This is a genomic window from Brevundimonas sp. FV2ps16 (assembly GCF_058681075.1).
The window spans coordinates 3083681-3108381 of record NZ_CM178728.1; the positions used below are offsets into that span (position 1 = coordinate 3083681).

At 65.6% G+C, this 24701-nt stretch carries 28 protein-coding genes, 1 pseudogene and 1 other annotated feature; of the genes and pseudogenes, 14 read left to right on the forward strand and 15 right to left on the reverse strand.

From position 1 onward, the window contains the following. Positions 1-16: 16 nt before the first annotated feature. Entirely contained in the window at positions 17-730 is a 714-nt protein-coding gene (locus tag ACW170_RS14935) for a phosphatase PAP2 family protein (protein WP_492087414.1), read from the forward strand. Positions 731-901: 171 nt separating this feature from the next. Here ACW170_RS14935 and ACW170_RS14940 read toward each other — a convergent pair. Beyond that, positions 902-2130, reverse strand: a pseudogene (locus ACW170_RS14940) (IS3 family transposase). Then, positions 1733-1849 (reverse strand) — a sequence feature (AL1L pseudoknot). (Overlaps the previous pseudogene by 117 nt.) A 320-nt stretch (positions 2131-2450) precedes the next feature. Between ACW170_RS14940 and ACW170_RS14945 the strand changes: the two are divergent. From ACW170_RS14945 to ACW170_RS14960, 4 genes are all read left to right on the forward strand, one after another. Beyond that, on the forward strand, positions 2451-3110 hold the full coding sequence (locus ACW170_RS14945) for a helix-turn-helix domain-containing protein (RefSeq protein ID WP_492087415.1): 660 nt from the start codon (positions 2451-2453) through the stop codon (positions 3108-3110). A 182-nt stretch (positions 3111-3292) separates the two neighbouring features. Further along, positions 3293-4735 carry a PAS domain S-box protein gene (locus ACW170_RS14950; RefSeq protein ID WP_492087416.1) on the forward strand — a complete coding sequence of 481 codons (1443 nt, stop codon included), beginning with the start codon at positions 3293-3295 and terminating at the stop codon, positions 4733-4735. Beyond that, complete coding sequence (fixJ, locus tag ACW170_RS14955; RefSeq protein WP_492087417.1) at positions 4725-5327, forward strand: response regulator FixJ; 603 nt, start codon at positions 4725-4727, stop codon at positions 5325-5327. The genes ACW170_RS14950 and fixJ overlap by 11 nt, the downstream gene beginning before the upstream one ends. Positions 5328-5401: 74 nt before the next feature. Continuing rightward, on the forward strand, positions 5402-5806 hold the full coding sequence (locus tag ACW170_RS14960) for a response regulator (RefSeq protein WP_492087418.1): 405 nt from the start codon (positions 5402-5404) through the stop codon (positions 5804-5806). 26 nt (positions 5807-5832) lie between these two features. Here the strand turns inward: ACW170_RS14960 and ACW170_RS14965 are convergent, their stop codons facing one another. After that, complete coding sequence (locus ACW170_RS14965; protein ID WP_492087419.1) at positions 5833-6462, reverse strand: NAD(P)H-dependent oxidoreductase; 630 nt, start codon at positions 6460-6462, stop codon at positions 5833-5835. Positions 6463-6505: 43 nt separating this feature from the next. Continuing rightward, entirely contained in the window at positions 6506-7144 is a 639-nt protein-coding gene (locus ACW170_RS14970; RefSeq protein ID WP_492087420.1) for a hypothetical protein, read from the reverse strand. A 126-nt stretch (positions 7145-7270) separates the two neighbouring features. Between ACW170_RS14970 and ACW170_RS14975 the strand changes: the two genes are divergently transcribed. Next, the gene (locus tag ACW170_RS14975; RefSeq protein ID WP_492087421.1) at positions 7271-7687 is read left to right on the forward strand and encodes a c-type cytochrome; all 417 of its coding nucleotides are present in this window, start codon (positions 7271-7273) and stop codon (positions 7685-7687) included. After that, positions 7684-8199: a pyridoxamine 5'-phosphate oxidase family protein gene (locus tag ACW170_RS14980; RefSeq protein WP_492087422.1), complete on the forward strand. Its 516-nt coding sequence runs from the start codon at positions 7684-7686 to the stop codon at positions 8197-8199. Before ACW170_RS14975 ends, ACW170_RS14980 begins: the two co-directional genes overlap by 4 nt. Positions 8200-8257: 58 nt before the next feature. Here the strand turns inward: ACW170_RS14980 and ACW170_RS14985 are convergent, their stop codons facing one another. Then, positions 8258-8548, reverse strand: a complete 291-nt coding sequence (locus ACW170_RS14985; protein ID WP_492087423.1) for a hypothetical protein — start codon at positions 8546-8548, stop codon at positions 8258-8260. 142 nt (positions 8549-8690) lie between these two features. Between ACW170_RS14985 and ACW170_RS14990 the strand changes: the two genes are divergently transcribed. Together ACW170_RS14990 and ACW170_RS14995 are read left to right on the forward strand one after the other, a co-directional pair. Further along, positions 8691-9341 (forward strand): BON domain-containing protein, encoded by a 651-nt coding sequence (locus tag ACW170_RS14990; RefSeq protein WP_492087424.1) that lies wholly within the window; start codon positions 8691-8693, stop codon positions 9339-9341. Positions 9342-9515: 174 nt separating this feature from the next. After that, positions 9516-10577 carry a sensor histidine kinase gene (locus tag ACW170_RS14995; RefSeq protein WP_492087426.1) on the forward strand — a complete coding sequence of 354 codons (1062 nt, stop codon included), beginning with the start codon at positions 9516-9518 and terminating at the stop codon, positions 10575-10577. A 13-nt stretch (positions 10578-10590) separates the two neighbouring features. On the opposite strand, the gene trhA is transcribed toward ACW170_RS14995, so the two are convergent. Then, the gene (gene trhA / locus ACW170_RS15000) at positions 10591-11265 is read right to left on the reverse strand and encodes a PAQR family membrane homeostasis protein TrhA (RefSeq protein WP_492087427.1); all 675 of its coding nucleotides are present in this window, start codon (positions 11263-11265) and stop codon (positions 10591-10593) included. Positions 11266-11297: 32 nt separating this feature from the next. Next, positions 11298-11633, reverse strand: a complete 336-nt coding sequence (locus ACW170_RS15005) for a DUF1275 family protein (protein WP_492087428.1) — start codon at positions 11631-11633, stop codon at positions 11298-11300. Between the two features lie 232 nt (positions 11634-11865). On the opposite strand from ACW170_RS15005, the gene ACW170_RS15010 reads away from it, so the two are divergent. Genes ACW170_RS15010 through ACW170_RS15020 form a run of 3 tightly spaced genes read left to right on the forward strand, consistent with a single transcriptional unit; the run spans position 11866 to position 14093 of the window. Beyond that, on the forward strand, positions 11866-12654 hold the full coding sequence (locus ACW170_RS15010; protein ID WP_492087429.1) for an alcohol dehydrogenase catalytic domain-containing protein: 789 nt from the start codon (positions 11866-11868) through the stop codon (positions 12652-12654). Next, positions 12651-13028: an NAD(P) transhydrogenase subunit alpha part 2 gene (locus ACW170_RS15015; RefSeq protein WP_492087430.1), complete on the forward strand. Its 378-nt coding sequence runs from the start codon at positions 12651-12653 to the stop codon at positions 13026-13028. Before ACW170_RS15010 ends, ACW170_RS15015 begins: the two co-directional genes overlap by 4 nt. Before the next feature lie 6 nt (positions 13029-13034). Then, the gene (locus ACW170_RS15020; RefSeq protein WP_492087431.1) at positions 13035-14093 is read left to right on the forward strand and encodes an NAD(P)(+) transhydrogenase (Re/Si-specific) subunit beta; all 1059 of its coding nucleotides are present in this window, start codon (positions 13035-13037) and stop codon (positions 14091-14093) included. On the opposite strand, the gene ACW170_RS15025 is transcribed toward ACW170_RS15020, so the two are convergent. The 8 genes from ACW170_RS15025 to guaB form a co-directional block, all read right to left on the reverse strand. Further along, positions 14077-15087 (reverse strand): nucleotidyl transferase AbiEii/AbiGii toxin family protein, encoded by a 1011-nt coding sequence (locus ACW170_RS15025; protein ID WP_492087432.1) that lies wholly within the window; start codon positions 15085-15087, stop codon positions 14077-14079. The genes ACW170_RS15020 and ACW170_RS15025 overlap by 17 nt on opposite strands. Beyond that, complete coding sequence (locus tag ACW170_RS15030) at positions 15080-15673, reverse strand: DUF6088 family protein (RefSeq protein ID WP_492087433.1); 594 nt, start codon at positions 15671-15673, stop codon at positions 15080-15082. Before ACW170_RS15030 ends, ACW170_RS15025 begins: the two co-directional genes overlap by 8 nt. A 42-nt stretch (positions 15674-15715) precedes the next feature. Continuing rightward, positions 15716-16981 (reverse strand): tyrosine-type recombinase/integrase, encoded by a 1266-nt coding sequence (locus ACW170_RS15035; RefSeq protein ID WP_492087434.1) that lies wholly within the window; start codon positions 16979-16981, stop codon positions 15716-15718. Positions 16982-17271: 290 nt separating this feature from the next. Further along, positions 17272-18834 (reverse strand): glutamine-hydrolyzing GMP synthase, encoded by a 1563-nt coding sequence (guaA, locus tag ACW170_RS15040; protein WP_492087435.1) that lies wholly within the window; start codon positions 18832-18834, stop codon positions 17272-17274. After that, positions 18831-19535 (reverse strand): 5'-methylthioadenosine/S-adenosylhomocysteine nucleosidase, encoded by a 705-nt coding sequence (locus ACW170_RS15045; RefSeq protein ID WP_492087436.1) that lies wholly within the window; start codon positions 19533-19535, stop codon positions 18831-18833. Before ACW170_RS15045 ends, guaA begins: the two co-directional genes overlap by 4 nt. Then, positions 19535-20836 carry an RsmB/NOP family class I SAM-dependent RNA methyltransferase gene (locus tag ACW170_RS15050; RefSeq protein ID WP_492087437.1) on the reverse strand — a complete coding sequence of 434 codons (1302 nt, stop codon included), beginning with the start codon at positions 20834-20836 and terminating at the stop codon, positions 19535-19537. The genes ACW170_RS15045 and ACW170_RS15050 overlap by 1 nt, the downstream gene beginning before the upstream one ends. Positions 20837-20852: 16 nt before the next feature. Continuing rightward, positions 20853-21245, reverse strand: coding sequence for an MAPEG family protein (locus ACW170_RS15055; RefSeq protein ID WP_492087438.1), 393 nt, complete (start codon positions 21243-21245; stop codon positions 20853-20855). 4 nt (positions 21246-21249) lie between these two features. Beyond that, a complete protein-coding gene (gene guaB, locus ACW170_RS15060; protein WP_492087439.1) occupies positions 21250-22707 on the reverse strand; it encodes an IMP dehydrogenase in 1458 nt (485 codons plus the stop codon). 127 nt (positions 22708-22834) lie between these two features. Here guaB and ACW170_RS15065 point away from each other — a divergent pair, with 127 nt between their 5' ends. Continuing rightward, the gene (locus tag ACW170_RS15065; protein WP_492087440.1) at positions 22835-23383 is read left to right on the forward strand and encodes a DUF2061 domain-containing protein; all 549 of its coding nucleotides are present in this window, start codon (positions 22835-22837) and stop codon (positions 23381-23383) included. A gap of 25 nt (positions 23384-23408) precedes the next feature. Here ACW170_RS15065 and ACW170_RS15070 read toward each other — a convergent pair whose 3' ends face one another. Then, entirely contained in the window at positions 23409-24119 is a 711-nt protein-coding gene (locus ACW170_RS15070) for an RlmE family RNA methyltransferase (RefSeq protein WP_492087441.1), read from the reverse strand. 73 nt (positions 24120-24192) lie between these two features. On the opposite strand from ACW170_RS15070, the gene ACW170_RS15075 reads away from it, so the two are divergent. Beyond that, positions 24193-24654: a peptidylprolyl isomerase gene (locus tag ACW170_RS15075; RefSeq protein WP_135193159.1), complete on the forward strand. Its 462-nt coding sequence runs from the start codon at positions 24193-24195 to the stop codon at positions 24652-24654. Positions 24655-24701: the final 47 nt, after the last annotated feature.

Here is a 24701-nt window from a genome sequence, read left to right on the forward strand (position 1 = left end):
ACATGGACCGTCCGTCATGACCGCGCCCGGTCAGAGATCGAAGGGTTTTCGACGGGTTCGCGATCGGTTCACGGCGCGCGTATTGGGTGTGTTTCTCGCCGTTGCCTTCAGCCTGTGGGCCTTCCTGACGGTTGCGGGCGAGATGGCCGAAGGCGAGACGCGATCCCTAGACGAGCGCCTTCTCCTGATGCTTCGTGTGGCGGGTGACCCGGGCAATCCCGTGGGCCCCCGCTGGCTGGAAGAGGCCATGCGCGATATCACGGCACTTGGTGGTTTCACGGTGCTCACACTGATCACACTGACGACCGTCGTCGCCCTCTTTCGGTCCGGCCGCGCCCGTCAGGCCTGGATCGTCGCCGCTATGGTGATCGGGGCCGAACTGTCGAGCGACCTTCTCAAGCTCGCGTATGCGCGACCTCGCCCCGACCTGGTACCACATGGCAGCTATGTCTATTCGAATAGCTTTCCGAGCGGTCACTCGACCATCTCGGTGACGGCCTATTTTGTCGTCGCGATCGTCCTCGCCAGCCTGGTGCGACGGCACCAGTCCAAGACAATGATCTATGGTGTCGGGGTTCTTCTGATCACGGCGATAGGACTCAGTCGCGTATATCTGGGCGTACACTGGCCGACGGACGTGCTCGCTGGCTGGGCCCTCGGCTCATCCTGGGCGGTGTTAGGCTGGTTCCTCCTCTCGTTGAACCCGCCTCATCGGTCCATGACGCCCTGACTTTCCACACCCACTGGGGCCTCCCGTGCCTATGAGAACGATTTCATTATCTCGTGACCATCTCGGCGCGACCGGGGAGGGCCAGACAGGACGTTGAAGTTCGCCGGCGTCGAAGAATGGTCTGTATCAGAGTGAACCGCTCCGGGTTTCCCGGAGGCCGTTTGGTTTAAGTTATGCGGCGATGGGAACGTCGTCCATCGCCGCGTAGTAACGCTGCTCGGCCTCGGCGGGCGGGATGTTGCCGATGGGTTCGAGCAGTCGGCGGTTGTTGAACCAGTCGACCCATTCGAGCGTGGCGTACTCGACGGCTTCGAAGGTGCGCCACGGCCCGCGTCGATGGATGACCTCGGCCTTGTAGAGGCCGTTGATGGTCTCGGCGAGGGCGTTGTCATAGCTGTCGCCTACGCTGCCGACCGAAGGCTCGATGCCGGCCTCCGCCAGGCGCTCGGTGTACTTGATCGACAGATACTGGCTGCCGCGATCGCTGTGATGGATCAGGCCGCCGCCGTGGACGGGGCGACGGTCATGGATCGCCTGCTCCAGGGCGTCGAGGACGAAGGCGGCGTGGGCCGTCCGGCTGACGCGCCAGCCCACGATGTAGCGAGCGTAGACGTCGATCACGAAGGCCACATAGACGAAGCCCGCCCAGGTCGCGACGTAGGTGAAGTCCGAGACCCAGAGCCGGTTGGGCGCGGGCGCGTGGAACTGCCGGTTCACCTGATCCAGCGGACACGGCGTGGCCCTGTCGCTGATCGTCGTGCGCACCGGCTTGCCGCGGATCACGCCCTGAAGGCCCAGATCCCGCATAAGCCGCTGGACCGTGCAGCGGGCGACGGGGAACCTCTCCCGCCGCATCTGCCGCCACACCTTGCGCACGCCATAGACGCCGAAGTTCTCGGTGAAGACACGCAGCACCTCGGGCCGAAGCGCTTCGTCGCGCCGAGCCCGCGCCGGACGCAGGGCCGGATCGCGGCGCCGGGCGACATGCTCGTGATAGGTCGATGGGGCGATCGGCAGCACCCTGCAGATCGGCTCGACCCCGTGGGCCTGTCAGTGATCGTCGATGAAGGCGATCATCGCTTGAACGGGCGGTCGAGCTCCGCCTGAGCAAAATAGGCCGACGCCTTGCGGAGAATCTCATTGGCCTGACGGAGTTCTCGGTTCTCCCGCTCCAGCGCCTTGAGCTTCTCGGCCAGGTCAGTCGGAACACCGGCGCGCCGGCCGCTGTCCACCTCCGCCTTCTTGACCCACTCGTTCAGCGTATGCGCCGAACAGCCGATCTTGCTCGCCACCGAAACAACCGCCGCCCAGCGCGACGGATGCTCCCCGCCATGATCCAGCACCATCCGAACCGCGCGATCACGCACCTCAGGGGCAAACTTGTTCGTTGTCTTGCTCATCGGGCTCCATCCTACTCAGGAGTTGGAGCCTCCGGGAAACCCGGAGCGGTTCACAGCGGTCATGACGCTGATGGATGCGGAGAACACCGACGACGTCCCTTGAACGGGCATCAGTTGGTAATGCAACATCAAAGGATTCCGTCCGTAACCGGATGTCGATCCTGGGCATTCGAGGCGTATTGCGGACTTCGCCCGTGCACCGCTCTCCCGATCCAGCTTTGTCTACGCCTACCCCTAAGGGATAGCCCTTAGGCGCCGCTCCCGAATACCGGTCCCTGCCCTCGATCCATAGTTTGTGCTCACCGATTTGGAGAGCTCAGATGACCGCCCAGATGCCGATGATCGACCGCTTCATGCAGCCGCTGTCGTCCGGCGACACAGACCTGGAGGCCTCTTTTGGCGTTCGCATGCCGTTCGCCGTCGGCGAGGAAATCTACGCCCAGGAAGAGGCCGCCGATTTCGTCTATCGACTGGTCAGCGGCGCCGTCCGAACCACTCACCTTCTGACCGACGGGCGTCGCCAGATCGGCGACTTCTACTATCCGGGCGACGTGTTCGGTCTTGAGGCCAGGGCCACCCACAGGTTCTCCGCAGAGGGCCTGGGACACTGTCAGGTTCAGGTGCTCAAACGCGTCGCGCCTTCGCGTCAGGGCGAGGACCGTCTTCGCTTCGACCGGATGGTGGCGGGCGCGACTTCAAACGAGCTTGAACGCGCCCAGGCGCACATCCTGCTGCTGGCGCGAATGACGGCCTGCGAAAAGGTGGCGAGCTTCCTTCTCGGGCTCGCAGATCGTTTCAAGGCTGAACTTACGGCCCTGCCGATGAGCCGTCAGGATATGGCGGACTATCTCGGCCTGACGATCGAAACCATCTCGCGCACCCTGGGCAAGCTCCAGGCCGACGGCGTCGTGGAGTTCATGGGATGCCGACATTTCCGTATCCGACATCGCACAGCCCTGGATCAGCTGGCGGTGTCCTAGTCGGCCGTTTCGCGATGCAGCCGAGCCCGAGCGGGACCTGAGGACGCTCTCCCAACAGGACGGGAGCGCGAACCCTGCAACCGTGCCGCTTGCTAAAGCCGCAAGCCGAGCGCCTAGTCCGAATGGCGACCGACAAAAGTTCAGGTCACAGGCGTCAAAAGGACGTCATGACATTTTTGAGGATGGCCAGACCCAAGCCTTCCGCCCGAAACGCCTATTTCGCGGCGATCATCGGCTCGGCGATCATGCTGGGCGTCGGGCGGGTGCTGGAATCCTACATCCCGGACCTTGCGCTTTTCATCCTCTATATTCCCCTGCTGCTGGCTGTGGCGGGTCTTGGGGGACGCGGGCCGACGCTGCTGGCGACCGCCCTGTGTTTCATTGGCAGCGCCTTCTTTCTGGGCGACGCCATATGGGCCGACCACGCCAACCTATCCGGCGGCCTGATCTTCCTTTGTGTGGGGCCGATCGTCGCGCTGGCCGGCGACAGCCTGCGCCGTCAGGCGCAGGAGGCGCGGCGTCGCCAGGCGCACCTGCAATCCATTCTGGAGACCGTGCCCGAGGCGATGATCGTCATCAATGAGGCCGGACAGATGCAGTCCTTCAGCGCGACGGCCGAACGGCTGTTCGGCTGGGCCGCCGAAGAAGCGATCGGCCGCAACATAAGTCTATTGATGCCGTCGCCTTACCGCGAGGAGCACGATCGGCATCTGCAGCACTACAAGATCACGGGTGAGCGTCGCATCATCGGCATCGGCCGGATCGTCGTCGGCCAACGCAAGGACGGGTCGACCTTTCCGATGAGCTTGGCCGTCGGCGAGGCGAATGTCGCCCAGGAGCGGTTCTTCACCGGCTTCGTTCGGGATCTCACGGAGCACGACGATCAGGAACGCCGTCTGCAGGCGCTGCAGTCAGAACTCGTCCATGTCTCGAGGCTGAACGCGATGGGAGAGATGGCGTCGTCCCTGGCCCATGAACTGAACCAACCCCTGTCGGCCATAGCCAACTATATGAAGGGCTCCGTGACCCTGCTCGGCGCACCGGAGCCGGACATCCGTCGATTGCGCGACGCCCTCGGCGCCGCGGCGGACCAGGCGATCCGCGCCGGCGACATCATCAAACGCCTTCGCGAATTCGTCGCGCGCGGCGAGACCCAGCATACGCTGGAGGAGCCGGCCCGGCTGATGGAGGAGGCCAGCGCGCTCGCCCTGGTCGGGGTCAAGGAGAAGGATTTGAGGGTCGATCTTCGGTTCTCGCGCGGCCTCGGGGTGGTGATCGTCGACAAGATCCAAATTCAGCAGGTCGCCCTGAACCTGATCCGCAACGCCATCGATGCGATGCACGGCGCCGACCGGGGCGAACTGGAGGTGGCGGTGAAACGGGGCGAGAACGGCATGATCGTCATCTCGGTCGCCGACACGGGGCCCGGGCTCGATCCGAGCCTGGGCGAACGGCTGTTTCAGCCCTTCGTGACCACGAAGCCGCACGGTCTCGGCGTCGGCCTGTCGATCTGCAGAACCATCGTCGATGCTCACGGCGGTCAGATCTGGACCGAGCCCAATCCCAAGGGCGGCGCGATCTTCTCCTTCTCCCTGCCCGTGGCGGAGCCCTCGAATGGCGCATAGTCCGACCATCCATGTGATCGACGACGATGCGGCGATGCGCCAGTCGCTCTTGTTCCTGCTCGACGTTCATGGCTACGCGGTCCGCACCCATGCCTCCGCCACGGGATTTCTGCAGGGCCTGCCCGATGACGGCGACTGTATCCTGACAGACATCCGCATGCCGGAGATGACGGGGCTGGAGTTGGTGCGCCGTCTCAGGGCCGACGGGCACACTCATCCCGTGATCGTCATGACAGGCCACGGCGACATCGCCCTGGCCGTCGAAGCGATGAAGGCGGGCGTGACGGATTTCATCGAAAAGCCCTTCACCGACGACGTCCTGATCGCAGCGGTGACCGCCTGCGCGTCGGCCGGCCCACCTCCTAACCAGGAGGAGTCGGCGCGAGAAGCCGAACTCAAACTGTCCACCCTGTCGCCCAGAGAGCGCGATGTGCTGATCGGCGTGATCGCCGGCAAGCTGAACAAGGTCATCGCCTATGAGCTGGAGATCAGCCCGCGTACGGTCGAAATCTATCGCGCCCATCTCATGACCAAGACCGGGGCCCAGAACATGCCGGGCCTGATGCGGATCGCGCTCGCCGCCGGCCTCTGAGTTGCGCGAGATCAACAACCTTCTGCGTGGTCCGCCTAAGACTTCAGAGGCCATCTCGGCTCCGAGGATTCGCCTTGCCGTTTCCAGTCCCCGCCTCACCCGTCGTCTTCGTGATCGACAACGACCTGGCGGTCCTGAGCGCGCTCGCCTTCGCACTGGAGGCCGAGGGCTATCGGACGTGCGCCTTTCGAAGCCCGGCCCGCGCCAACCGGTCCCCTGACCTGAGGAGCGCCGCCTGCATCATCCTGGATCAGATCTTGCCCGAGGAGTCTGGTCTGGATTTCATCGCGCGTTTGCGCCGAGAGAATTTTCGCCCCCCGGCGGTCCTCATCCCCAGCGCGCCGCCCCTTCATGTGCGGCTCGCCGCATTGGACATGGGCATACCCATCATCGAAAAGCCGCTGCTGGATGACACGCTCTCCGAGGCCGTTCGCTCCCTTATCTACGCGCAAGTCGCCGAGCCCACGCTCACGGTGTGATCATCCGGCCGTCCTGCGGTTTGCGCTCAGGACGCCTCGCCATGAGCTTGAGCGAGACGCCAGCCGATGTCCGCGACTGCGGCGCGGCGCGCAGCGACGGCCTCCGCGCTCATGCCTGGCGTGACACCGCCTGTATTGTGGTGTCCGATCAGATCCAACCCGGCCACCCCGGCGAGATGCTCGTCGAAATGCTTGTTCATCGCGGTCCAGGCGCCGGACGTCTCGACCCAGGCCTGAGGCGCGCCGGACGACGTGAAGCTGAGGAGTTTGCGTCCTTTCAGGAGCGGCTGATTACCGCCCGCATGGATGGAGGAATAGGCGAACCCCATGCCGAAGACCCGGTCGACATAGCCCTTGAGAATTGCCGGCGTGGCGTTGAACCAGAGGGGATAGAAGAGGACGAACACATCCGCGTGGCCGATCAGACGGCGCTCCTCGACAACGTCGGGGCGCGGCTTGAACCCCGCGTGGTCGGGGATTTCTTCGGCGTGCAGCACCGGATCGAACGGGATGCGATAGAGATCGCGGATCACGGTCTGTCCGCCGGCCGCACTGAAGGCGTCGGCGAAGCCGGAGGCCATGGCGCCGGTGAAGCTCTCAGCGCGAGGATGGGCCAGCAGGATGGCGGCGGTGAAAGGTTTTACGGTCTGGGTCATGACCGCACCCTGCCTGCACAGACTGAGCGCAGCTTGACCTGGCTCAACTTTTGACCGGAACGGACGGTGTTTGTGGTTCGGACGACTCTTCGACGCCCTCGCCCGTTCTCAGCGCCTCCCGCAATCGATCCAGTCTAGCGCGATACCCGCCGGCGTCGCCGTAATCGACGAAGTCCTGGTAGCGTTTGTGCGGATGAGTGATCTTCAACGCATGTTTGATCGGGCACCAGTACTGCTCAGTCTGGCTGGCGATTTCGCGAACATAGGCGGCCACGCCGTTGGCGTATTCGCAGAACCAGCAGTTCAGCCCCTCGATCCAGTTGAGATAGGCGAGCGAACTTCGGTCAAAAACAAGATAGTCGCGCCTCTGGACGCGCGGCAGCCGATAGGCGCGAAAACAGATCGCCTGATACGCCGAGGCCCACAGGTCGATCAGCGCCAGAGGGAGGATCAGGGAATAGATCACCGGCGCCGTCAACACGGTGAGGATCGGCGCCCCCGCCAGAAAGGCCGCGACGCCCAGCCTCAGGCGTCGGTGCTCCATGGTCACCCCATGTTCGAACGCGACCAGATCCTTGTGCAACGCCCAGCCGAGCGCCTTTCGCCGTTTGAGGATCTCACGGTCCAGTTCGGACTGCAGCCGGACGATTTCCGAAGCGATCTCTTCGATGCGGCGCGTCATGGGCGTGTCTCCTAGCGCCCTATGGCCCCTCATCCTGCCGCTGTCCGCCGAACCGGTCGATGATCTGGATCAAGAAACTGATCTTGAAGACGGAGCATAGTCGCGCCTCAAACAAGGAATGCGCCCATGCGATCTATCGCTCTTGCGACGCTCGTTGTGCTGGCCGCCTGCGCGTCGGGACCCGCCGCCGTAGCGCCGCCTCTAGACCTGGCCAAAGCCGACGCAGAGCCTGCAAAGACGCCTAGCGGCCGCTGGGCGGGGTCGCCGGAGCGCGGTCAGGCCCTTGTCAAGACGCGGTGCGCCGGGTGTCACTCGGTCGGCCAGACCGATGAGAGCCCGCTTGCGGTCGCGCCGCCCTTCAGGGATCTGCAGCGCAGCTATCCGGTCGAGGACCTGGCCGAGGCTTTGGCCGAAGGCATCGACACCGCCCACCCCGCCATGCCGGAGTTCATCTTCGAGCCGGACCAGATTGTCGATCTGATCGCCTATCTCAAGACGCTGGAGGCGACACCCCGCGCTCGGACTCCTGGAAGCCATTCATGACAGCGGCAAAGATCCCCCCCATTCACGGCGGCGCCGTCACGGCGATCGTCGATCTCTTGTCCGCCGGTCGATTGATGGCGCTGGGGGTGAACCGCCCGGACGGATGGCCGCAGGTGACCACGGTGGGCTATATCAACGAGGGCCTGGATTTGTATTTCGTCGTCGCTCGAGACAGCCAGAAGCTGGCGAACCTTCAGGCCGATCCGAGGGTTTCAGTGGCCATCCGCAGGGAAGCGGGGCACGGCGACGCCGTGGGGGTCTCCATGGCCGGCCTGGCGATCGAAGTCACGGATCCGGCGACCATCGCACGGATCAACACCCTGGCCTGGGAACGCTACCCAGACTTTCATATCTATGGTCCCGGTTCGGATTCCGTCGCGGTGATCCATCTCACGCCGCAAATCATGTCGCCGGTCTCGATCACCGACGGCCGAAGCCATGCAGAGACCTTTTCGCTCGGTGCGGCGGCGGTAGACGCGACCCCGACCCTTCCCGTCACCGCGCTCATCTGACGCAAATCCTCTGGCCCGGCGCAAGACGCGCACCGGGCCTGAGCCTCAGAGTTGGACTCTAGCGGATCGCCAGCAGTCCGATGAGCGTCGCAGCGATGGCGACCAAAGCTGTTGTCGCAACGGGGCGATCCCGAACTTCTGCGACGGCCTGGGCGCCCATGTTGCGAGATGTATGACGAACATCCTCGCTCAGCCGATGGGCCGCCTTGGTCAGTGCGGCGGCCGACCGCTCCAGTGCGGCCTTGGCGTCGTCGCCGGTCTTGTCGGCGGCGTCTCGGAGATGTTGCGAAACCTCGGCGCTGAGGGACTGGATGTCGTCATTGAGACGGGAGGCAGCGGATTTAGACATGGGGCGTTCCTTTGGTTGCGCGCATTCCCTGCCCGGTTCCGTCTCTGCGGATTGTGATCTGGATCAAGGTCCGGCCGTTTCGATCTGCGCCTTTGAAGGCCACGGCGACCGGCGCTTCGCCACGCCGAAAAGGAATGTCCCCATGAAAGACCAAGCCCTCAAGTCGCGCGTCGAAACCGAGTTGGAATGGAACCCGAGCGTCGACGCCACACGTGTCGGGGTCGCGGTGAACAAGGCGGTCGTCACCCTCAGCGGCGTGGTCGGCTCCTACGCCGAAAAGACAGCGATCGAGCGCGCGGCGTTGAACATCCGCGGCGTGCACGGCCTGGCCGAAGGCGTAACCGTCAGGCCCTTCGGCGACACCGGCCTGGCCGACGACGAAATCGCCGAACGGGCGCTGCTGTCGCTGGAGTGGGACGTGATGGTTCCCGATGACCGGGTCCAGGTCCGCGTCGAGAACGGTCTGGTCAGCCTCTCGGGCGAACTGGACTGGCATTTTCAGCGCGATGCGGCCGAGCGCGCCGTCCGAAATCTGTACGGCGTCGTGGCCCTGAACAATCACATCACGCTGAAGACACGTGTCCAGGCCGCCGACATCCACAAGCGGATCGGCGACGCCCTCGATCGCCAGTCCAATATCGACGCCGGGGCGATCCATCTGACGATCGACGGCGGCACGGTCCATCTCGAAGGTCAGGTCAACGCCTGGGCCGATCGCCGCATCGTCGAGCGCGCGGCCTGGTCCGCCGCTGGGGTCACGTCCGTCGAGGACCGCATCACAGTCGCCGCCTGATACGAGACTTCAAGCCCGCCGTCAGGCCGCAGTCGCCTTATTCGCCGCCGCCTTTGCAATCTTTCTAGGCATAACGGGCGTTCGAATGATCGGAGCCTTCCGACCGTTCGAACGCCATGACCCACGGCTAGGCTTTCGCTTCGCGAGCCGCCCCGGCGTCAGGAAACACGTTCTATGGCTCCCCCCACAACGGATATCGCCGCCACCCTGGCCCTGGCCGTGGTGAACGCGACGGATACGCCGCTTCTGCTGCTCGACCGCGACCTGCATATCCTGGCGGCGAGCGCGGCCTTCTCGCTCGCCTTTGATCTCGACCCCATTGGCGTGACGGGCCGGTCGATCTTCGATCTGGGCAAGGGCGAATGGAATCTTCCGCGTCTGCGCTCGCTGCTGACGGCCGCCGCCTCCAGCAACGCCGAAATTCCGGCTTACGAACTGACGCTCGAACGGCCGGGCCGCCCGGCTTTGAGCCTGCTCCTGTCGGCGTCTCGGCTAACCCATGCCCAGGACATGGACGAACGGCTACTGCTCACGATCAGCGACGTCACCCAGAGGCGCGCGACCGAAGCGCTCAAGGACAAGTTGATCGGCGAGAAGGACGTCCTGCTGCGCGAGATGCAGCACAGGGTGGCCAACAGTCTTCAGATCATCGCCAGCGTCCTTCTGCAGAACGCCCGCAAGGTGCAGTCCGAGGAATCGCGTGGACATCTCCGCGACGCCCATCAGCGCGTCATGTCGGTCGCGGCGGTGCAGCGCCAATTGGAGGAATCCAACCTGAACAAGGTGACCATCCGTCCCTATCTCGCCCAGCTGTGCCAGAGCCTCGGCGCCTCTATGATCGCGGACCACGACCAACTGCGGCTGGTGGTCACGGGCGACGAGAGCGAGTCCACGGCTGAGATTTCCGTCAGCCTCGGCCTGATCGTCACCGAACTGGTCATCAATGCGCTGAAACACGCCTTCCCCGATGATCGAAAGGGTCTGATCACGGTCGACTATCGCGCCTCGCCCGAGGGGTGGACGCTTTCAGTCATCGATGACGGCATCGGGATGCGAAGCGCCGGGCAACCCCCTAAGCCCGGACTGGGAACCAGCATCGTCCAGGCGCTGGCCGCCCAGCTTGAGGCGACGATCACCATCGCCGACCTGCGGCCAGGCACGGGCGTCACGATCGTCCACGTCGACGCCAACAAGGTCGCGGGCGCGACGCCCTTGCCGGAGGTCATCGCAGTCTGAACCGGGCGACGCGCTAAGCGCGCGCGCCGTGACTGAGCACCGCCAGCAAGACAGCGACCCAGTGCACACAGGCCGCCGCGACGACATGGCCATGCCAGATCGCCCGCCGGAACCTCAGGGCCTTGTTGGCGTAAAATCCGACCCCGACCGTATAGAGCAGGCCGCCGACCGCGAGCAGGATCAGCGGGGCCAGCCCCAGGCTCTGCATCAGGGGTTGGATCGCGATGACCATCAACCAACCCAGCAATAGATAGACGCCGATCCAGAAGGCGCGCCCCAGGCCCGGCAGCAAAAGCTTGGCCAGGATGCCGAAGCCGGCGATCGTCCAGACCGCCAGGGTCATGCCCCAGGCCCAGCCCCCGCTCAGATGCTGGGTCGTGAAGGGCGTGTAGGACCCGGCGATCATCAGGAAGATGCCCGCGTGATCGAACCGGCGCAGCAGCGGCTGATATCGGGCAGGCGAAAAATTATAGGCCGTGGACAGGGCCAGCATGGTCACCAGCCCACACGCATAGACGGCTGCGGCGGTCAGACGTCCGGCCTGGCCGATACTGATGGCCAGCCCGATCAACATGCCCCCGCCGACCAGCGCCAGGGCCAGGCCTGCCAGATGGACGACAAGATCGGCGCGCCGTTCGACGCCATCGCCGTAATGCTGCGCCGGCGTCATCGGGGTGTCGTCGCTCATCTTCGGTATTCGCCTCTTGTCCGACCCAATCCTCAGCCGCCGCACGTGGCAGGGTCGGACGCCAATCCGGCCCGATCGCGATCGCCGCCACACCGGGCAACGTCCTGACCAGGACCGCGGTCTACTGCGCCCTGGTTCCGATCTCGCCAAACCCTGCCCCCCAAGACGGCGCCAGCCAGAAGGCCCGCCCATAGCATGAACAACGGCGTCCAGCCCGGTTTCGGACCGCCAAAGACGGCGGCCGTCAGCCGTTTGCCGAGCTTGACGAGGGCGCCGGTCATATAGGTCAGGGCCATGTGGACCTCGCCGTCTTCGGCGAAGATGGTGTTTTCGCCCCCCATGGCCAGGACGATCAAGTCGATGGTCACGGGCCGCACGCCAAGCGACGAATTCGCAGACCATCGGCGCAAGCGTTCGACCTTGATCCCAATCAATTTCCAGGACTCTCGAGCCGGGCCTCCGTCCCTACTGAAAAGGTTTCGATCCCCGGGCGCATTTTGATGTCGATCAACATCGACGGCCTCGGGAGGGCGGAGAGTGGCGACATCGGCTGCGGCGTTTCGCAGCCCGTTTCTATCCCGCGCTGGAGGCGCCCACCCCATGAAGGCCTTCGTTTACAACGGTCCCGGCAAGAAGGCGCTGGAAGACCGGCCCAAGCCGGAACTCCAGGCGTCCGGCGACGCCATCGTCAGGATCGTCAAGACGACCATCTGCGGCACGGACCTTCACATTCTGAAGGGCGACGTGGCGACCTGCGCGCCCGGCCGAATTCTGGGCCATGAGGGCGTCGGCGTCATCGAAACCGTCGGCGTCGGAGTGACAACCTTCAAGGCCGGCGACCGGGTCCTGATCTCGTGCATCTCGTCGTGCGGCAAATGCGACTACTGCCGCCGCGGCATGTATGCGCGCGCCCTGACGCCGGAGGAACAGGCCAAGGTCGCCGAAGCCCTGACCCAGCATATCCAACAGGCGGACATGGTCATCACCACCGCCGCCATTCCCGGTCGACCCTCGCCCAAAACGATCAGCAAGGCCCAGGTGGCCGGGATGAAGGCGGGGGCGGTGATCGTCGATCTGTCGGCCGAGGGCGGCGGCAACTGCGAGGACACCGTTCCGGGCGAGACGATCCGGATCGGGGCGGTCACGATCGTCGCGCCGCTGAACGTGACGTCGATGCTCAACGAGGACGCCAGCGCCCTCTATTCGAAGAACCTGTTCAATCTTCTGGCCCTGATGCTGAAGGACAATGTCGTCACCCTGGACTGGGATGACGCCATCCTCGCCGGGGCGGTCCTGACCCATGACGGCGAGCGCAGGGATACGCCCGCGCCCCCCACGCCAGCCCCCGCGGCGAAGGCCGCCACCCCCGCACCGGCGCCCCAGTCATGATCATCACCGGCCTTGTCGCCCTCTACATCTTCATGCTGGCCGGTTTCGCGGGCTGGATCATCATCGGGCGCGTCCCGGCGATCCTGCACACGCCGCTGATGTCAGGCTCCAACTTCATCCACGGGATCGTGGTGGTGGGCGGCGTCTACGCCCTGATCAATGCCGCCACCCTGACCGAACAGATCATCGGCTTCTTCGCCGTTCTGCTCGGCGCGGGCAATGCGGCCGGGGGCTATGCTGTGACCGATCGGATGCTGGCCATGTTCCAGCCCAGCACGCCGCCCGCGGCCGTCCGGCGCGGTCATCACGCCGCAAAGAGTCACGTCGCCGCCAAACATCCTTCGCCCCGGGCTCACCCGGCCAAGTCCGTCTGAGGACCGATGATGCTCACCCTTGTGCCCGCCTTTCTGATCGGCGCTGTCGATCTCATCGCCGCCTTCCTGTTCCTGTTCGGGCTGAAGCGCATGTCCTCGCCGGTCACGGCCCGGTCAGGCATCTTCGTCGCCGGCCTCGGCATGGTCGCCGCCATACTGGTCAGCTTCCTCTATGTCTTCAGCGTCGATGCGGCGGCGCGTCCGCATCTTGCGGTCAATATCGGGCTGGCGCTCGCGGCGCTCGTTCTGGGCGGCGACGGCGCCTGGTGGGTCGGGCGAAGGGCGAAGCTGACGTCGATGCCGCAGCTGGTCGCCCTGTTCAACGGCATGGGCGGCGGGACGGCCGGCGCCATCGCAGCGGTCGAACTGTTCCGCGGATCGACGCAAGGCGTGACCTGGATGGTCGCCACCCTGTTGGGGGCCCTGATCGGGGCAGTGTCGCTCTCGGGGTCCCTGATCGCCTGGGCCAAGCTGGATGAGGTGCTGAAGAATCCGCTGCGCTTCAAGGGGCAGAAGATCGTCAACGCCGCCGTCCTGATCGCCGCCCTGGCCGTGGGCGGATACCGGCCGCGCGAGCGGGATCGTCAGGCGGCCGGCGAAGGGCGTGGCGCGCTGTCAAAAACGCCCCAGGGTCTCGACGGACGCGTAGTGGAAGATCGGCTTCGAGCTGCGGCCATTGTGGTAAAGCGCTTGATCGAAGAAGCGCCTGAACCGGAGGAAGCGGGAGCCGCCCTGTCGGATCGATTGGTCATCGATCTGACGGCTCACAAGACCATGGGGCTGCGCGACGCCGTGCAGGCCGATGCCGAGGCGGCGCTCGCGACCATGGTCCATGCCCTCGCCCTGCAGGTCTTCTATCCGCCCTACGGCGTCTGGACGCCCCTGCAACTGCGCCTGACCGTCACCGGTCTGGAACGACTGGCGCCGGGGGTGGACGACGGTCCTGCGGGCCGCAGGGTCTGTGACCGTTGCGAGACGTGGGGGGCGCGCCTGTGCACCTTCGTCGCTCGCGGCCCGTGGGGCGCGGCCGACCTGAACGACGCCCTTTCTAGGCTGCAGCATTGATCCGCTCGGTCAGTTCGGCGCAACTCGCCATCAGCACATCGAACGTCGGGGCATCGCGCTCCAGAAGGCCGTCCTCGAGCATGCGCCTGTAGTCGTCCGCCAACGCGGCCTGGACGGCCGCTTCCGGCACGAGGCGGAGGCCACCACAGATGGCGCGGTGATAGTCGATCGCCGCGCCGTTCGCCGTCTCGCGGAAGAAGAGGGATTTGTGCCGAGCGACCGCGTCCGCCAACGCCCGGTCGGCTGCCGCGAGACCAGCCACTCCGGCACCGTCCAGCCTCACGAGATCGTACCAGTGGCGGGAAAATCGCTCCCCTCTCATCCGGCCCTGTTCGCAGTAGACGTGAGCGGCCGTGGCCTTCTCCCAGAAAGTCCGCTCGGCCTTCATCACGCGGGGCCGCGCGGTCGGGAAGACGACGTCGGGCAAGACCGCTGCAGCGTCGCAGACCACGTCGCGCGCCTCGGCGGGCTCGCCCGTCGCGCGAGCGCCGAACTCCAGGAGCACCGAGGGCGGCGCATAGCCCGTGCCCTGAGCCAGCGGCCCGTAGGCGACGGTCAGCTTCTCGCTGTCTTCGACCAAATCAGCACGCAAACCCTCGCCCGCCACCGCAGCCGCGACAAAGGGGGACACCGTATCGGACACCCAAGACGGCAGGCGTTCCCGCACGATCCGGCTCCACCGCCTTGCCTCGGCTATGGCCGTCGGCAGGCCATCGCCGTGCGGGTCCGCAAGGTCCGGCGCGAGGGTGCGGATGTCGTAGGTGAGGTCGAGGTCTTCGGAGAAGCGGTCGATCAGGCCGAAGGCTTTCGAGAGCGACGTTCCGCCCTTGAAGACCAGGTGCTCCCCAAAGGGCGCGCGGAACAGAACGTCGAGAAGCCAGACGACCCAGACATCCTTCTCCAGCAGATGCACAGGCCGTCCCGACGCCGCCGCGGCGACCTGGAGCGCCTCGCGGCGGTCGGCGTCATCGAGCTCGAGAAAGACGTCAGCCATGCGCCGCCAGGCTCACCGAGCGGGCGAGCCAGGTCGGCAGGCGTGCGCCCACCCCGACCAGTTGCTCGAACACGCTCCGAGGCAAGCGGCGGCGCAACGCTTTGAGGGCGCTTCCCGCCTGCTCCGGGCCCAGCCACGCCAATGCGCGGACCGCCTCGCCCGCAGCGCTGTGGGGCAGGACGAGTTGCCAAGGCGGAGCGTGCCGCAGTTCAACCGATTGCTTGCCGAGCTGCAGCCGGCGGGTTCGGCCACTGGTCAAATAGACTGGACGAATAGGCGTCTGGGTGGTGAGGCCCAGGTGATTGGCTGCGGCCGCGCCGCTGCGCACGACCGTCTCGCCGCCTTGGGCCGAGAGCCGCTCGACGAGGGCTTCTATGGTCGGGGGACGCTCGCCATAGCGGCCTTGGACGGGCAGGACGTAGAGCCCCCGCCCTACCCGCAAGAGGCGTCCGCGCTTGACGAGCCGTGACAGCGCTTGATCCACGGCGGCGCGCTCGCCCAGGTGCAGCAGCCCCTTCGCGGCCAAGGGCTGGCCTTCCGGCAAAGTCGCGGCATGCGCGAGGATGTGTTCGGCGAGGGTCTGCATCGGTTCACTCCTGTCAGAAATATAGTTCATTTTCTGACACCTTCAAGTCAATGCCGAGAAGGCGGGGCTGAAGCGTGGAGCGCCCGTCTCCGGCGGGGTCAGCACGGGCGAGAACGAACGCCCCTGCTCCCACGCCTCAACGGCGTCCGACCACTGCTGCGCCATGTGCCGCCGTTGCATCTCGAACTCCGCCTTGTTGTAGACCCCGCGCGACGAACGCTCCTCATGGGCGAGGCATTTCTCGATCCAATCCGAGTTGAAGCCCATCTCGTGCAGGAGGGTCGACGCTGTTCGGCGCAGGTCGTGCACGGTGAACGGCTCGAGCGGCAGATCCTGTTCGCGAGCGCGCTCGGCAATGGCCATGGTCACCCGATTGAAGGTGGCCCGGGACATGGGCGCGTCGGCGTCGTAGCGCGACGGAAGGAGGTATTTTGAGTTCCCTGCGCAGGTCTTCAGGGCGATCAGGATGTCCACCATCTGGGTCGAGAGATAGACGTTGTGCGGTCGCGACCGCTTCATGCGCGCCTTGGGAATGGACCAGACGGCGTTCTCAAAATCCACCTCGTCCCAGGTCCCGTCCTGCAGCTCGCTCTTGCGCACCATGCTGAGCAGGATGAACTTCAGGCCGAGCCGGATGGTCGGCAAGGTGGCGACGTCGCCCAGCAAGCTGAGCATGATCCGGATTTCGCTGGGCGAAAGACTACGATCCCGGGGCCGGAAGGTGGCGATTGACGCCGGGCCGACGCCGTCCGCCGGATTGTCGATCTTCTCGCCATGCAAGATGGCCCAGCCGTAGATTTGCTTGACGATGTCCCGCACGTGAATGGCGGTCGCGGGCGCCCCGCGATCGACGATCGACTTGCAATGCGCCCTGAGGTCGTCGGGCGTGATCTCGCTAAGCAGCCGCGTGCGCCATTGCGGCAGAACCTCCCGGTTGAAGATCGACCGCCGCATGTTGCGGGTGCTCTCCGCCATGGGCGCGGTGTCCATCCACTTCTGCGCCACATGCGCAAAGTCCCGCGCCTCCTTCAGGCGACGTTTGGCACGCTGCTTTTCAAGTGCAGGCGAGACGCCTTCGGCGATCATCCGTTTCGCATCGATGAGTTTCTCGCGGGCCTTGGCGAGCGACAGGCCAGATGGCCCATAGGAGCCCAAGGTCACGGATTCCCGCCGTCCGTTGAAGCGGTAGTCGTACTTGAACGCGATCCCGCCTTTCGGCGAAATCAGCAGGTAAAGACCGTCCCTGTCGGTCATTTTGTATGATGTTGATTTTGGACGTAAATTCTTGATCGCGGCGTCGGTTAGCATGGCATTTTGACTCCAAAAGACCGTCAGGCGCTTTCGAGGTCTTTCAGGATCATTTTTCTAAAGCAATCCAGAGACTTGCTTCAAAAAAAAGACCGTCAGGACTCTCTGAGCCAGGTGACGGTATGGAGCCGATGATGCGGAGGCAACGACCGCAGGAGCGTCAAAAAAGACGTCATCACGAAAGCGAGACCCTCCGAAAGGCTTCGAAGGGTCTCGTCAGAATTCACTTTTTTGTCAGGGACTTACCCGCCATTTCGGAAGCGTTCTCAAAAGCTCCCGAAAGGCCTGAATTATTCCCACTCGATCGTCCCTGGCGGCTTCGACGTCACGTCATAGACCACCCGATTCACACCACGCACTTCGTTGATGATGCGGGTCGCGGTCTTGGCCAGGACGTCCCAGGGGAATTGGTAGAAGTCGGCGGTCATGCCGTCGGTCGAGGAGACGGCGCGGAGGGCCAGGACTTTTTCGTAGGTGCGGGCGTCGCCCATGACGCCGACCGTCTTGACCGGCAGAAGCACGGCGAAGGCCTGCCAGATCTGATCGTACAGGCCCGCCTTGCGGATCTCGTCCAGATAGATGGCGTCGGCCTGTTGCAGGGTCTCGACGGCCTCGGGCGTGATCTCGCCGGGGATGCGGATGGCCAGGCCCGGTCCGGGGAAGGGATGGCGGCCCACGAAGGCGTCGGTCAGGCCCAGTTCACGGCCCAGGGCGCGGACCTCGTCCTTGAACAGTTCGCGCAAGGGTTCGACCAGTTTCAGCTTCATATAGTCGGGCAGGCCGCCGACATTGTGGTGGCTCTTGATCACATGGGCCTTGCCGCTGGACGAGGAGACGCTCTCGATCACATCGGGATAGAGGGTGCCCTGGGCCAAGAATTCGGCGCCTTCGATCTTGGCGGACTCGCGGTCGAACACCTCGATGAACAGGCGGCCGATGGTCTTGCGCTTGGTCTCCGGATCCGAGATTCCGGCCAGCTCGCCCAGGAAGTCCTGCGAGGCGTCCACATGGATCAGCGGGATATTGTAGTGTTCGCGGAACAGGGTGGTGACCTGTTTCGCCTCGTCCTTGCGCAGCAGGCCGGTGTCGACGAAGACGCAGGTCAGCTGGTCGCCGATGGCCTCATGGATCAGCACGGCTGCGACAGAACTGTCGACGCCGCCGGACAGGCCGCAGATCACCTTTGCGTCGCCGACCTGTTCGCGGATCTGGGCGATCTTCTCATCGCGATAGGCGGCCATGGTCCAGTCGCCCTTCAGCCCGGCGATGCCGTGCGTGAAGTTCTTCAGCATCTGGTGGCCGCGCGGGGTGTGCATCACCTCGGGGTGGAACTGGACGCCGTAGAAACGACGGGCCTCGTCGGCGATCACCGCATAGGGCGAGCCTTCCGAGGAGGCGACGACGTCGAAGCCCTCGGGGATGGCGACGATCTTGTCGCCATGGCTCATCCAGACTTCCTCGTCCTCGCCGACCGGGGCGAGGCCCGCCAGCAGGGGCGAGTCCTTCTGAACCGTGATGGCGGCGCGGCCGAACTCGCGCGTATGGCCGCCCTCGACCTTGCCGCCCAGCTGTTCGCACAGGGTCATCTCGCCGTAGCAGATGCCCAGCACCGGCACTCCGGCCTCAAACACGGCCTGGGGCGCGCGGGGGCTGCCCTCTTCGTGGACGCTCTCAGGACCGCCCGACAGGATGATCGCCGCCGGGTTCATCCCCGCCAGAGCGGCCTCGGCCTTCTGAAACGGATGGATCTCGCAATAGACGCTGGCCTCGCGCAGCCGGCGCGCGATCAGCTGCGTCACCTGGCTGCCGAAGTCGACGATGAGGACCTTCTGGTGGTCGTGCGGCGTGGTCATGGCGTGATCGAATCCGGGGCGGAAGGTTGCGCGGGGTCTTGGCCTTGTGAGGCCGGAATTTCAAGCTCGGCGAGGCCCTTGGCCTCCAGCACGGCGGTCAGACGGTCCAGGGCGGCGGCCAGGTTCTCGTCCACATGATGCAGGGTGGAGGTCCAGTCCTCCAGCGCCTTCAGTTCTGTCCGGCCGTCCGACACGCCGCGCAGGGCGATCAGGGGCAGGCCGAAGGTCTGGGCCGACCGGACCAGGGCCCAGGTCTCCATATCCACCATCTCGGCGTCTATAGCGTCATAGGCGGCGCCGGAGACGACATTGGCCCCGGTCGACAGGGTCGCGGTCGGCACGCCGGAGATGGGGCACGGAAGGGACAGGACCGCAGGCTGGTCCAGCAGCGGGGTCACCCCCTTGGGGAAGCCCAGGGCGCTGGCGTCCATGTCGCGATAGGCGACCGACGAGGCCTGATAGACGGCAGCGTGCTCCAGCACCCGCGAGCCGCACGACCCCAGCGACACGATTAGGTCCGGCAGGTCGCCCGCCGCCTCCAGCCGGGCCAGAGCGGCGGTCAAGGCGACGGCGGCTTCTACCGGGCCGACGCCGGTCATCAGGGGCTGGATGCGGGCGCGCAGATGGTCGCCGTATTCGGCGGGCGCAGCCATGACGTAGAGGACCGAAACCTCGCCATGCCGCGCCAGCCCAGACCCCATCAGGCGGCCCGTTGATAGACGGCGGCGAAGAAGCCGTCGGTGTCTGCGGTCGCCGGCGACAGGCGCAGACGCGCGCCGGTCGCCAGTTCGGCGAACCTGGCGCGGGCCGCTTCGGTCAGTTGCGGCGCCGCCAGGAGGTCGGCGACCGCGACCGGCCGGAAGTCGGGATTGGCGGCTTCGAAGGCGTCGGCGCTGGCCTCGTTCTCGCGCGCCAGCATCGAACAGGTGACATAGACCAAACGGCCGCCCGGCTTCACCAGCTTGGTCGCCTGGCTCAGGATACGGACCTGAAGCGCGTGCAACTTCTCGACCTCTTCGGCCGTCAGACGCCAGGCGTCCTCAGGCCGACGCCGCCAGGTGCCCGAACCCGAACAGGGGGCGTCGACGAAGACCAGATCGGCCTGGCCGTTGACCGCCTCCAGCCCGCCGCCGTTCTGGCCGATCAGCACCAGCTCAGCCTCGACGGCCGCGCGTTGCAGGCGGGGCCGGATGTTCTCAAGCCGCTTGTTGACGACGTCGGAGGCGATCAGCTTACCCTGCCCCGTCATGGCCTGGGCCAAGCCCAGGGTCTTGCCGCCGCCGCCGGCGCAGTAATCCACCACCGTCGTGCCCGGCTCGGCCTCGGCCAGCCAGCAAACGGCCTGGCTGCCTTCGTCCTGGATCTCGAACTTGCCGGCCTTGAACCCGTCCAGGGCCTGGATATTGGGCGGCGGCTCCGACGGCACGCGCAGGCCCCAGGTCGACCAGGGGGTGCGCGAGACCTCCAGACCGGCGGCCCGCAGTTCGGCCTCGACCTCGTCCACCGTCGCCGCCGCGCCATTGACCCGCAGGTCGATAGGCGCGCGCGGCGCCATCAGGGCGTGGGCCTCTTCGGCCCAGCGGTCGCCGAAGGTGGCCTTGAAATCCTCGACCACGAACTCGGGCAGGCCCGCCGCGACCCAGCCGGGCAGTTCACCCGGCGCGGCGGTGATGCGGCTGCGTTCCTGTTTCGACAGCGGACGCGGACCGTAGCCGTCGCCCGAGTGCAGCGCCTCGATCTCTTCCACCGACAGGCCGTCGATGGCGTGCAGCGAACCGATCACCAGAGCCCGGCCGTCCTCGCGCCCGCCCATGATCCACGACAGGCGGCCGCGCGCGCGCAGCACCTTGTAGACATGATCGGCGATGGCCCGCCGATCCTTGGACCCGGCATAGCGGTTGGCGGTCCCCCAGGCTTTCAGGACGGTTTCCGCCGGTTGGTTGCCCTGGGCGATGGAGTCCAGGACGGCGGCGGCGGCGGCGAGACGGGCGGCTGGGGTCAATGCTAACTTTCAGAGATCAAAGGAACAGGGAGGCCAGGACCATGACCAGTCCCGCAAGCGAGACCAGCCAGACCAGCGACCGGATATAGGGAACGCCGAGGGCGTAGAGCGGCACATAGACGACGCGCGCCCAGAAATAGAGGGCCGCGCCCCACACGGTCAGGGCGCTGGACGCCCCGATCACATGGGCGATCAGCACCGCGCCGATGAACAACGGCAGGGTTTCATACAGATTGGCCTGGGCCCGCTCGAGACGACCGGTCAGCGGCTTCTTCGCCGCCGGCGTCTCGTCGCGCGGACCCGCATTCCACTTGGAGCCGAACTCGACCGTCCGCGCCCCGGCCGGCAGGAAGATCTGCACCAGGGCCAGGATCAAGGTCAGGGCCAGATAGGTCAGTTCGGTCGTCATGGCCTTATCCCTGTCTGTAGTTCGGCGCCTCGCGCGTGATCATCACGTCGTGGACGTGGCTCTCCCGCAGGCCCGCGCCGGTGATGCGCACAAAGCGGGCGCGTTCCTGGAAGTCGGCGATGGTGCCGGCGCCCACATAGCCCATCGAGGCGCGCAGCCCCCCGACCAGCTGGTGCAGGACCGGCGAGATCGGCCCCTTGTACGGCGTTTGGCCCTCGATGCCCTCGGGCACCAGCTTCTCGGACGAGACCTCCTTCTGGAAGTAGCGATCCGCCGAGCCGCGCGCCATGGCGCCGACCGAACCCATGCCGCGGTACGACTTGTAGGACCGGCCCTGGTACAGGAAGACCTCACCGGGGCTTTCGTCGGTGCCGGCGAACATCGAGCCCATCATGGCCACGTTCGCGCCGGCCGCGATGGCCTTGGCCAGGTCGCCCGAGTATTTGATCCCGCCGTCGGCGATGACCGAGGCGCCCGTGCCCTTGGCGGCCCGCGCCGAGTCCATCACGGCCGTCAGCTGCGGCACGCCCACGCCCGCGACGATCCGGGTGGTGCAGATGGAGCCGGGACCAATGCCGACCTTGACCGCATCCGCGCCCGCGTCGATCAGGGCCCGCGTCGCGTCATAGGTGGCGACATTGCCCGCGATGATCTGCAGCCGGTTGTTCTCGCGTTTGATCCGCTCGACCACCGCTGCGACCGAGGCCGAATGGCCGTGGGCGGTGTCGATCACCACCACGTCCACGCCGGCGTCGGCCAGAGCCATGGCCCGCTCGTATCCGGCGTCCCCGACGGTCGAAGCGGCGCCGACCAGCAGACGACCCTGGTCGTCCTTGGCCGCATGGGGGAAGGCCTGGGCCTTCTCGATGTCCTTCATGGTGATCAGGCCCACGGCCCGATAATCCTCGTCCACCACGATGACCCGTTCGATCTTGCGGGTCTTCAGCAGGTCGCGCGCCTCTTCACGGCCGGCGCCCTCGCGCACCGTGATCAGGTCGCCGGTGGTCATCAGTGAAGCGGCTGTCAGGTTCAGGTCGTTCTCGAACCGCATGTCCCGGTGGGTCAGCATGCCGACCAGCTTCCCGGTCGCCGGATCGACGACGGGGAAGCCGGTGATCTTCTTGCGCGCCACAATCTCGCGAACCTCGCCCAGGGTCGTCTGCGGCCCGACCGTCACCGGATTGACCACCATCCCGCTTTCATAGCGTTTGACGGCGCGGACCTCGTCGGCCTGCTCCTCGATGGTCATGTTGCGGTGAAGCACGCCCAGGCCGCCGGACTGGGCCATGGCGATGGCCAGGCGGCTTTCCGTCACTGTGTCCATCGCGGACGACAGCAGCGGGATGTTCAGTTTGATGTCGCGTGTCAGCTGGGTCGAGACATCGACCATCGCCGGCATGAACTCGGACGGGCCGGGTTCGAGCAAAACATCGTCGAAGGTCAGTCCTTCGCGTATCTCCATAGGGAGTCTCCGTTTTGCGGGCCGCGTATAACGGGGTGCAGGGGGCTACGGCAAGGGTCTTGCGGCTTATGGCCCCGATAGATTTTATTGGTTTGCAACCGAGGCGGCCAATGACCATTCTTGCAACATGGTCGGCGTCATCCTCAGCACCGCGCGCAAACTGGCTCTGAAGATCGCCAGCTATGGCGTCATGCACCTTGTCGTGGCCGTCCTGGTGGCCTTCGCCATCACCCGCGACTGGCGTATCGCCCTCGCGGTCGGCATGGTCGAGCCCTTCTTCCAGACCATCGCCTATTCGATCCACGACCGCGTCTGGCACCGGATCGAACGCCGCCGCATGGCGTCGAACATCGAAGAGGCGGCCGAGGCCTTCACCGCGCGGCTCGACATCATGTCGCCGGACGAGCAGACCCGCGTCCACGATCACCATGGGCACGGCCATAGCCACGCCCTGCCCCGCTCGTTCAAACAGGTGGCGGTCAAGACCGTCACCTACGGCGTCATGCACTTCACCGTCGCGGTGGCCGTCGCCTTCGCCCTGACCCAGGACATCCGCACAGCCCTGGCCATTGGCATGATCGAACCCCTGGTCCAGACGGTCTTTTTCACCGTCCACGACCGCATCTGGACGCGGATAGAACAGCGCCGCGCCAGCCGGCAGCCGGCGACGGCTTAAGCCTCGGCGGCGCATCTGGCGCCGCCTATCGCTTGTTCAGCGCCACCAGAAACACCTCGGCGCTGTCCTTCCGGCTCGATTCCGGCTTGACGTATTTGACCGTCTCGAACTCTTCGCGCAGCCGCGCCAGAACCCCGCCCGCGTCGCCGCCCTGGAAGTTCTTGGACACGAAATTTCCGCCCGGCCGCAGGGTGCGGATGGCGAAGTCGGCGGCGATCTCGATCAGGGCGATGATCTTCAGGTGGTCGGTCTGGCGGTGGCCGACCGTATTGTGCGCCATGTCCGACAGCACCAGATCGGGCGCCCCGCCGATGGCGTCGATCAGTTGCTTGTCCACGCCGGGATGGGTGAAGTCGGCCTGCAACAGGGTCGAACCGGGGATCGGCTCGATCATCAGCAGGTCCACGCCCGCCACCGCCCCGGCCCCGCGATTGACCGCCACCTGAATCCAGCCGCCCGGCGCCGCGCCCAGGTCGATGACCTTGCTGCCGCGCTTGATCAGGTGGAACCGGTCGTCGATCTCGATCAGCTTGAAGGCCGCGCGCGAACGCCAGCCCTCGGCCCGCGCCTTCTCGGACCATTTGTCGGACAGCTGACGCTTGATCCACTGCTGGCTCGACATTGACTTGGTGTCGGCCGTCTTCATTTTGGTGCCCATGCCGCGCCCGGCGGCGGTTCCGCCCGTGGGCGGCCTCACCATTCGGCGACGTTCCTGCGGCTTTTCATCTTCACTCATCGTTCCCACATAGCCCCGACCGGCGTTGCGGGCTATGTCCCGCCTCAAATCAACCCCCAAGAGGACGACCGAAATGGCCGAAACCCTGACCTTCACCCTGGACACCGGCGACGGCGAAGCCCGCGACGTGGTCATCAAGCTGCGCTCCGACCTGGCTCCCGGCCACGTCGAACGCATCACCGAACTGGCCTCGGAAGGCTTCTACGACGGCGTCGTCTTCCACCGCGTGATCGCCGGCTTCATGGCCCAGGGCGGCGACCCGACCGGCACCGGCACCTCGGGCTCCAAGAAGCCGAACCTGAAGGCCGAGTTCTCGGCCGAGCCGCACAAGCGCGGCGTCTGCTCCATGGCACGCACCTCGGATCCCAACAGCGCCAACTCGCAGTTTTTCATCTGCCTGGACGACGCCACCTTCCTGGACCGCCAGTACACGGTCTGGGGCGAAGTCGAATCCGGCATGGAACACGTCGACGCCCTGCCCAAGGGCGAGCCGCCGCGCGCGCCGGGCAAGATCGTCAAGGCGACCGTCAACTAACCAAACAACCTTGACGTTTCTCGTAGATCGTGTCGGTTGCATACCGA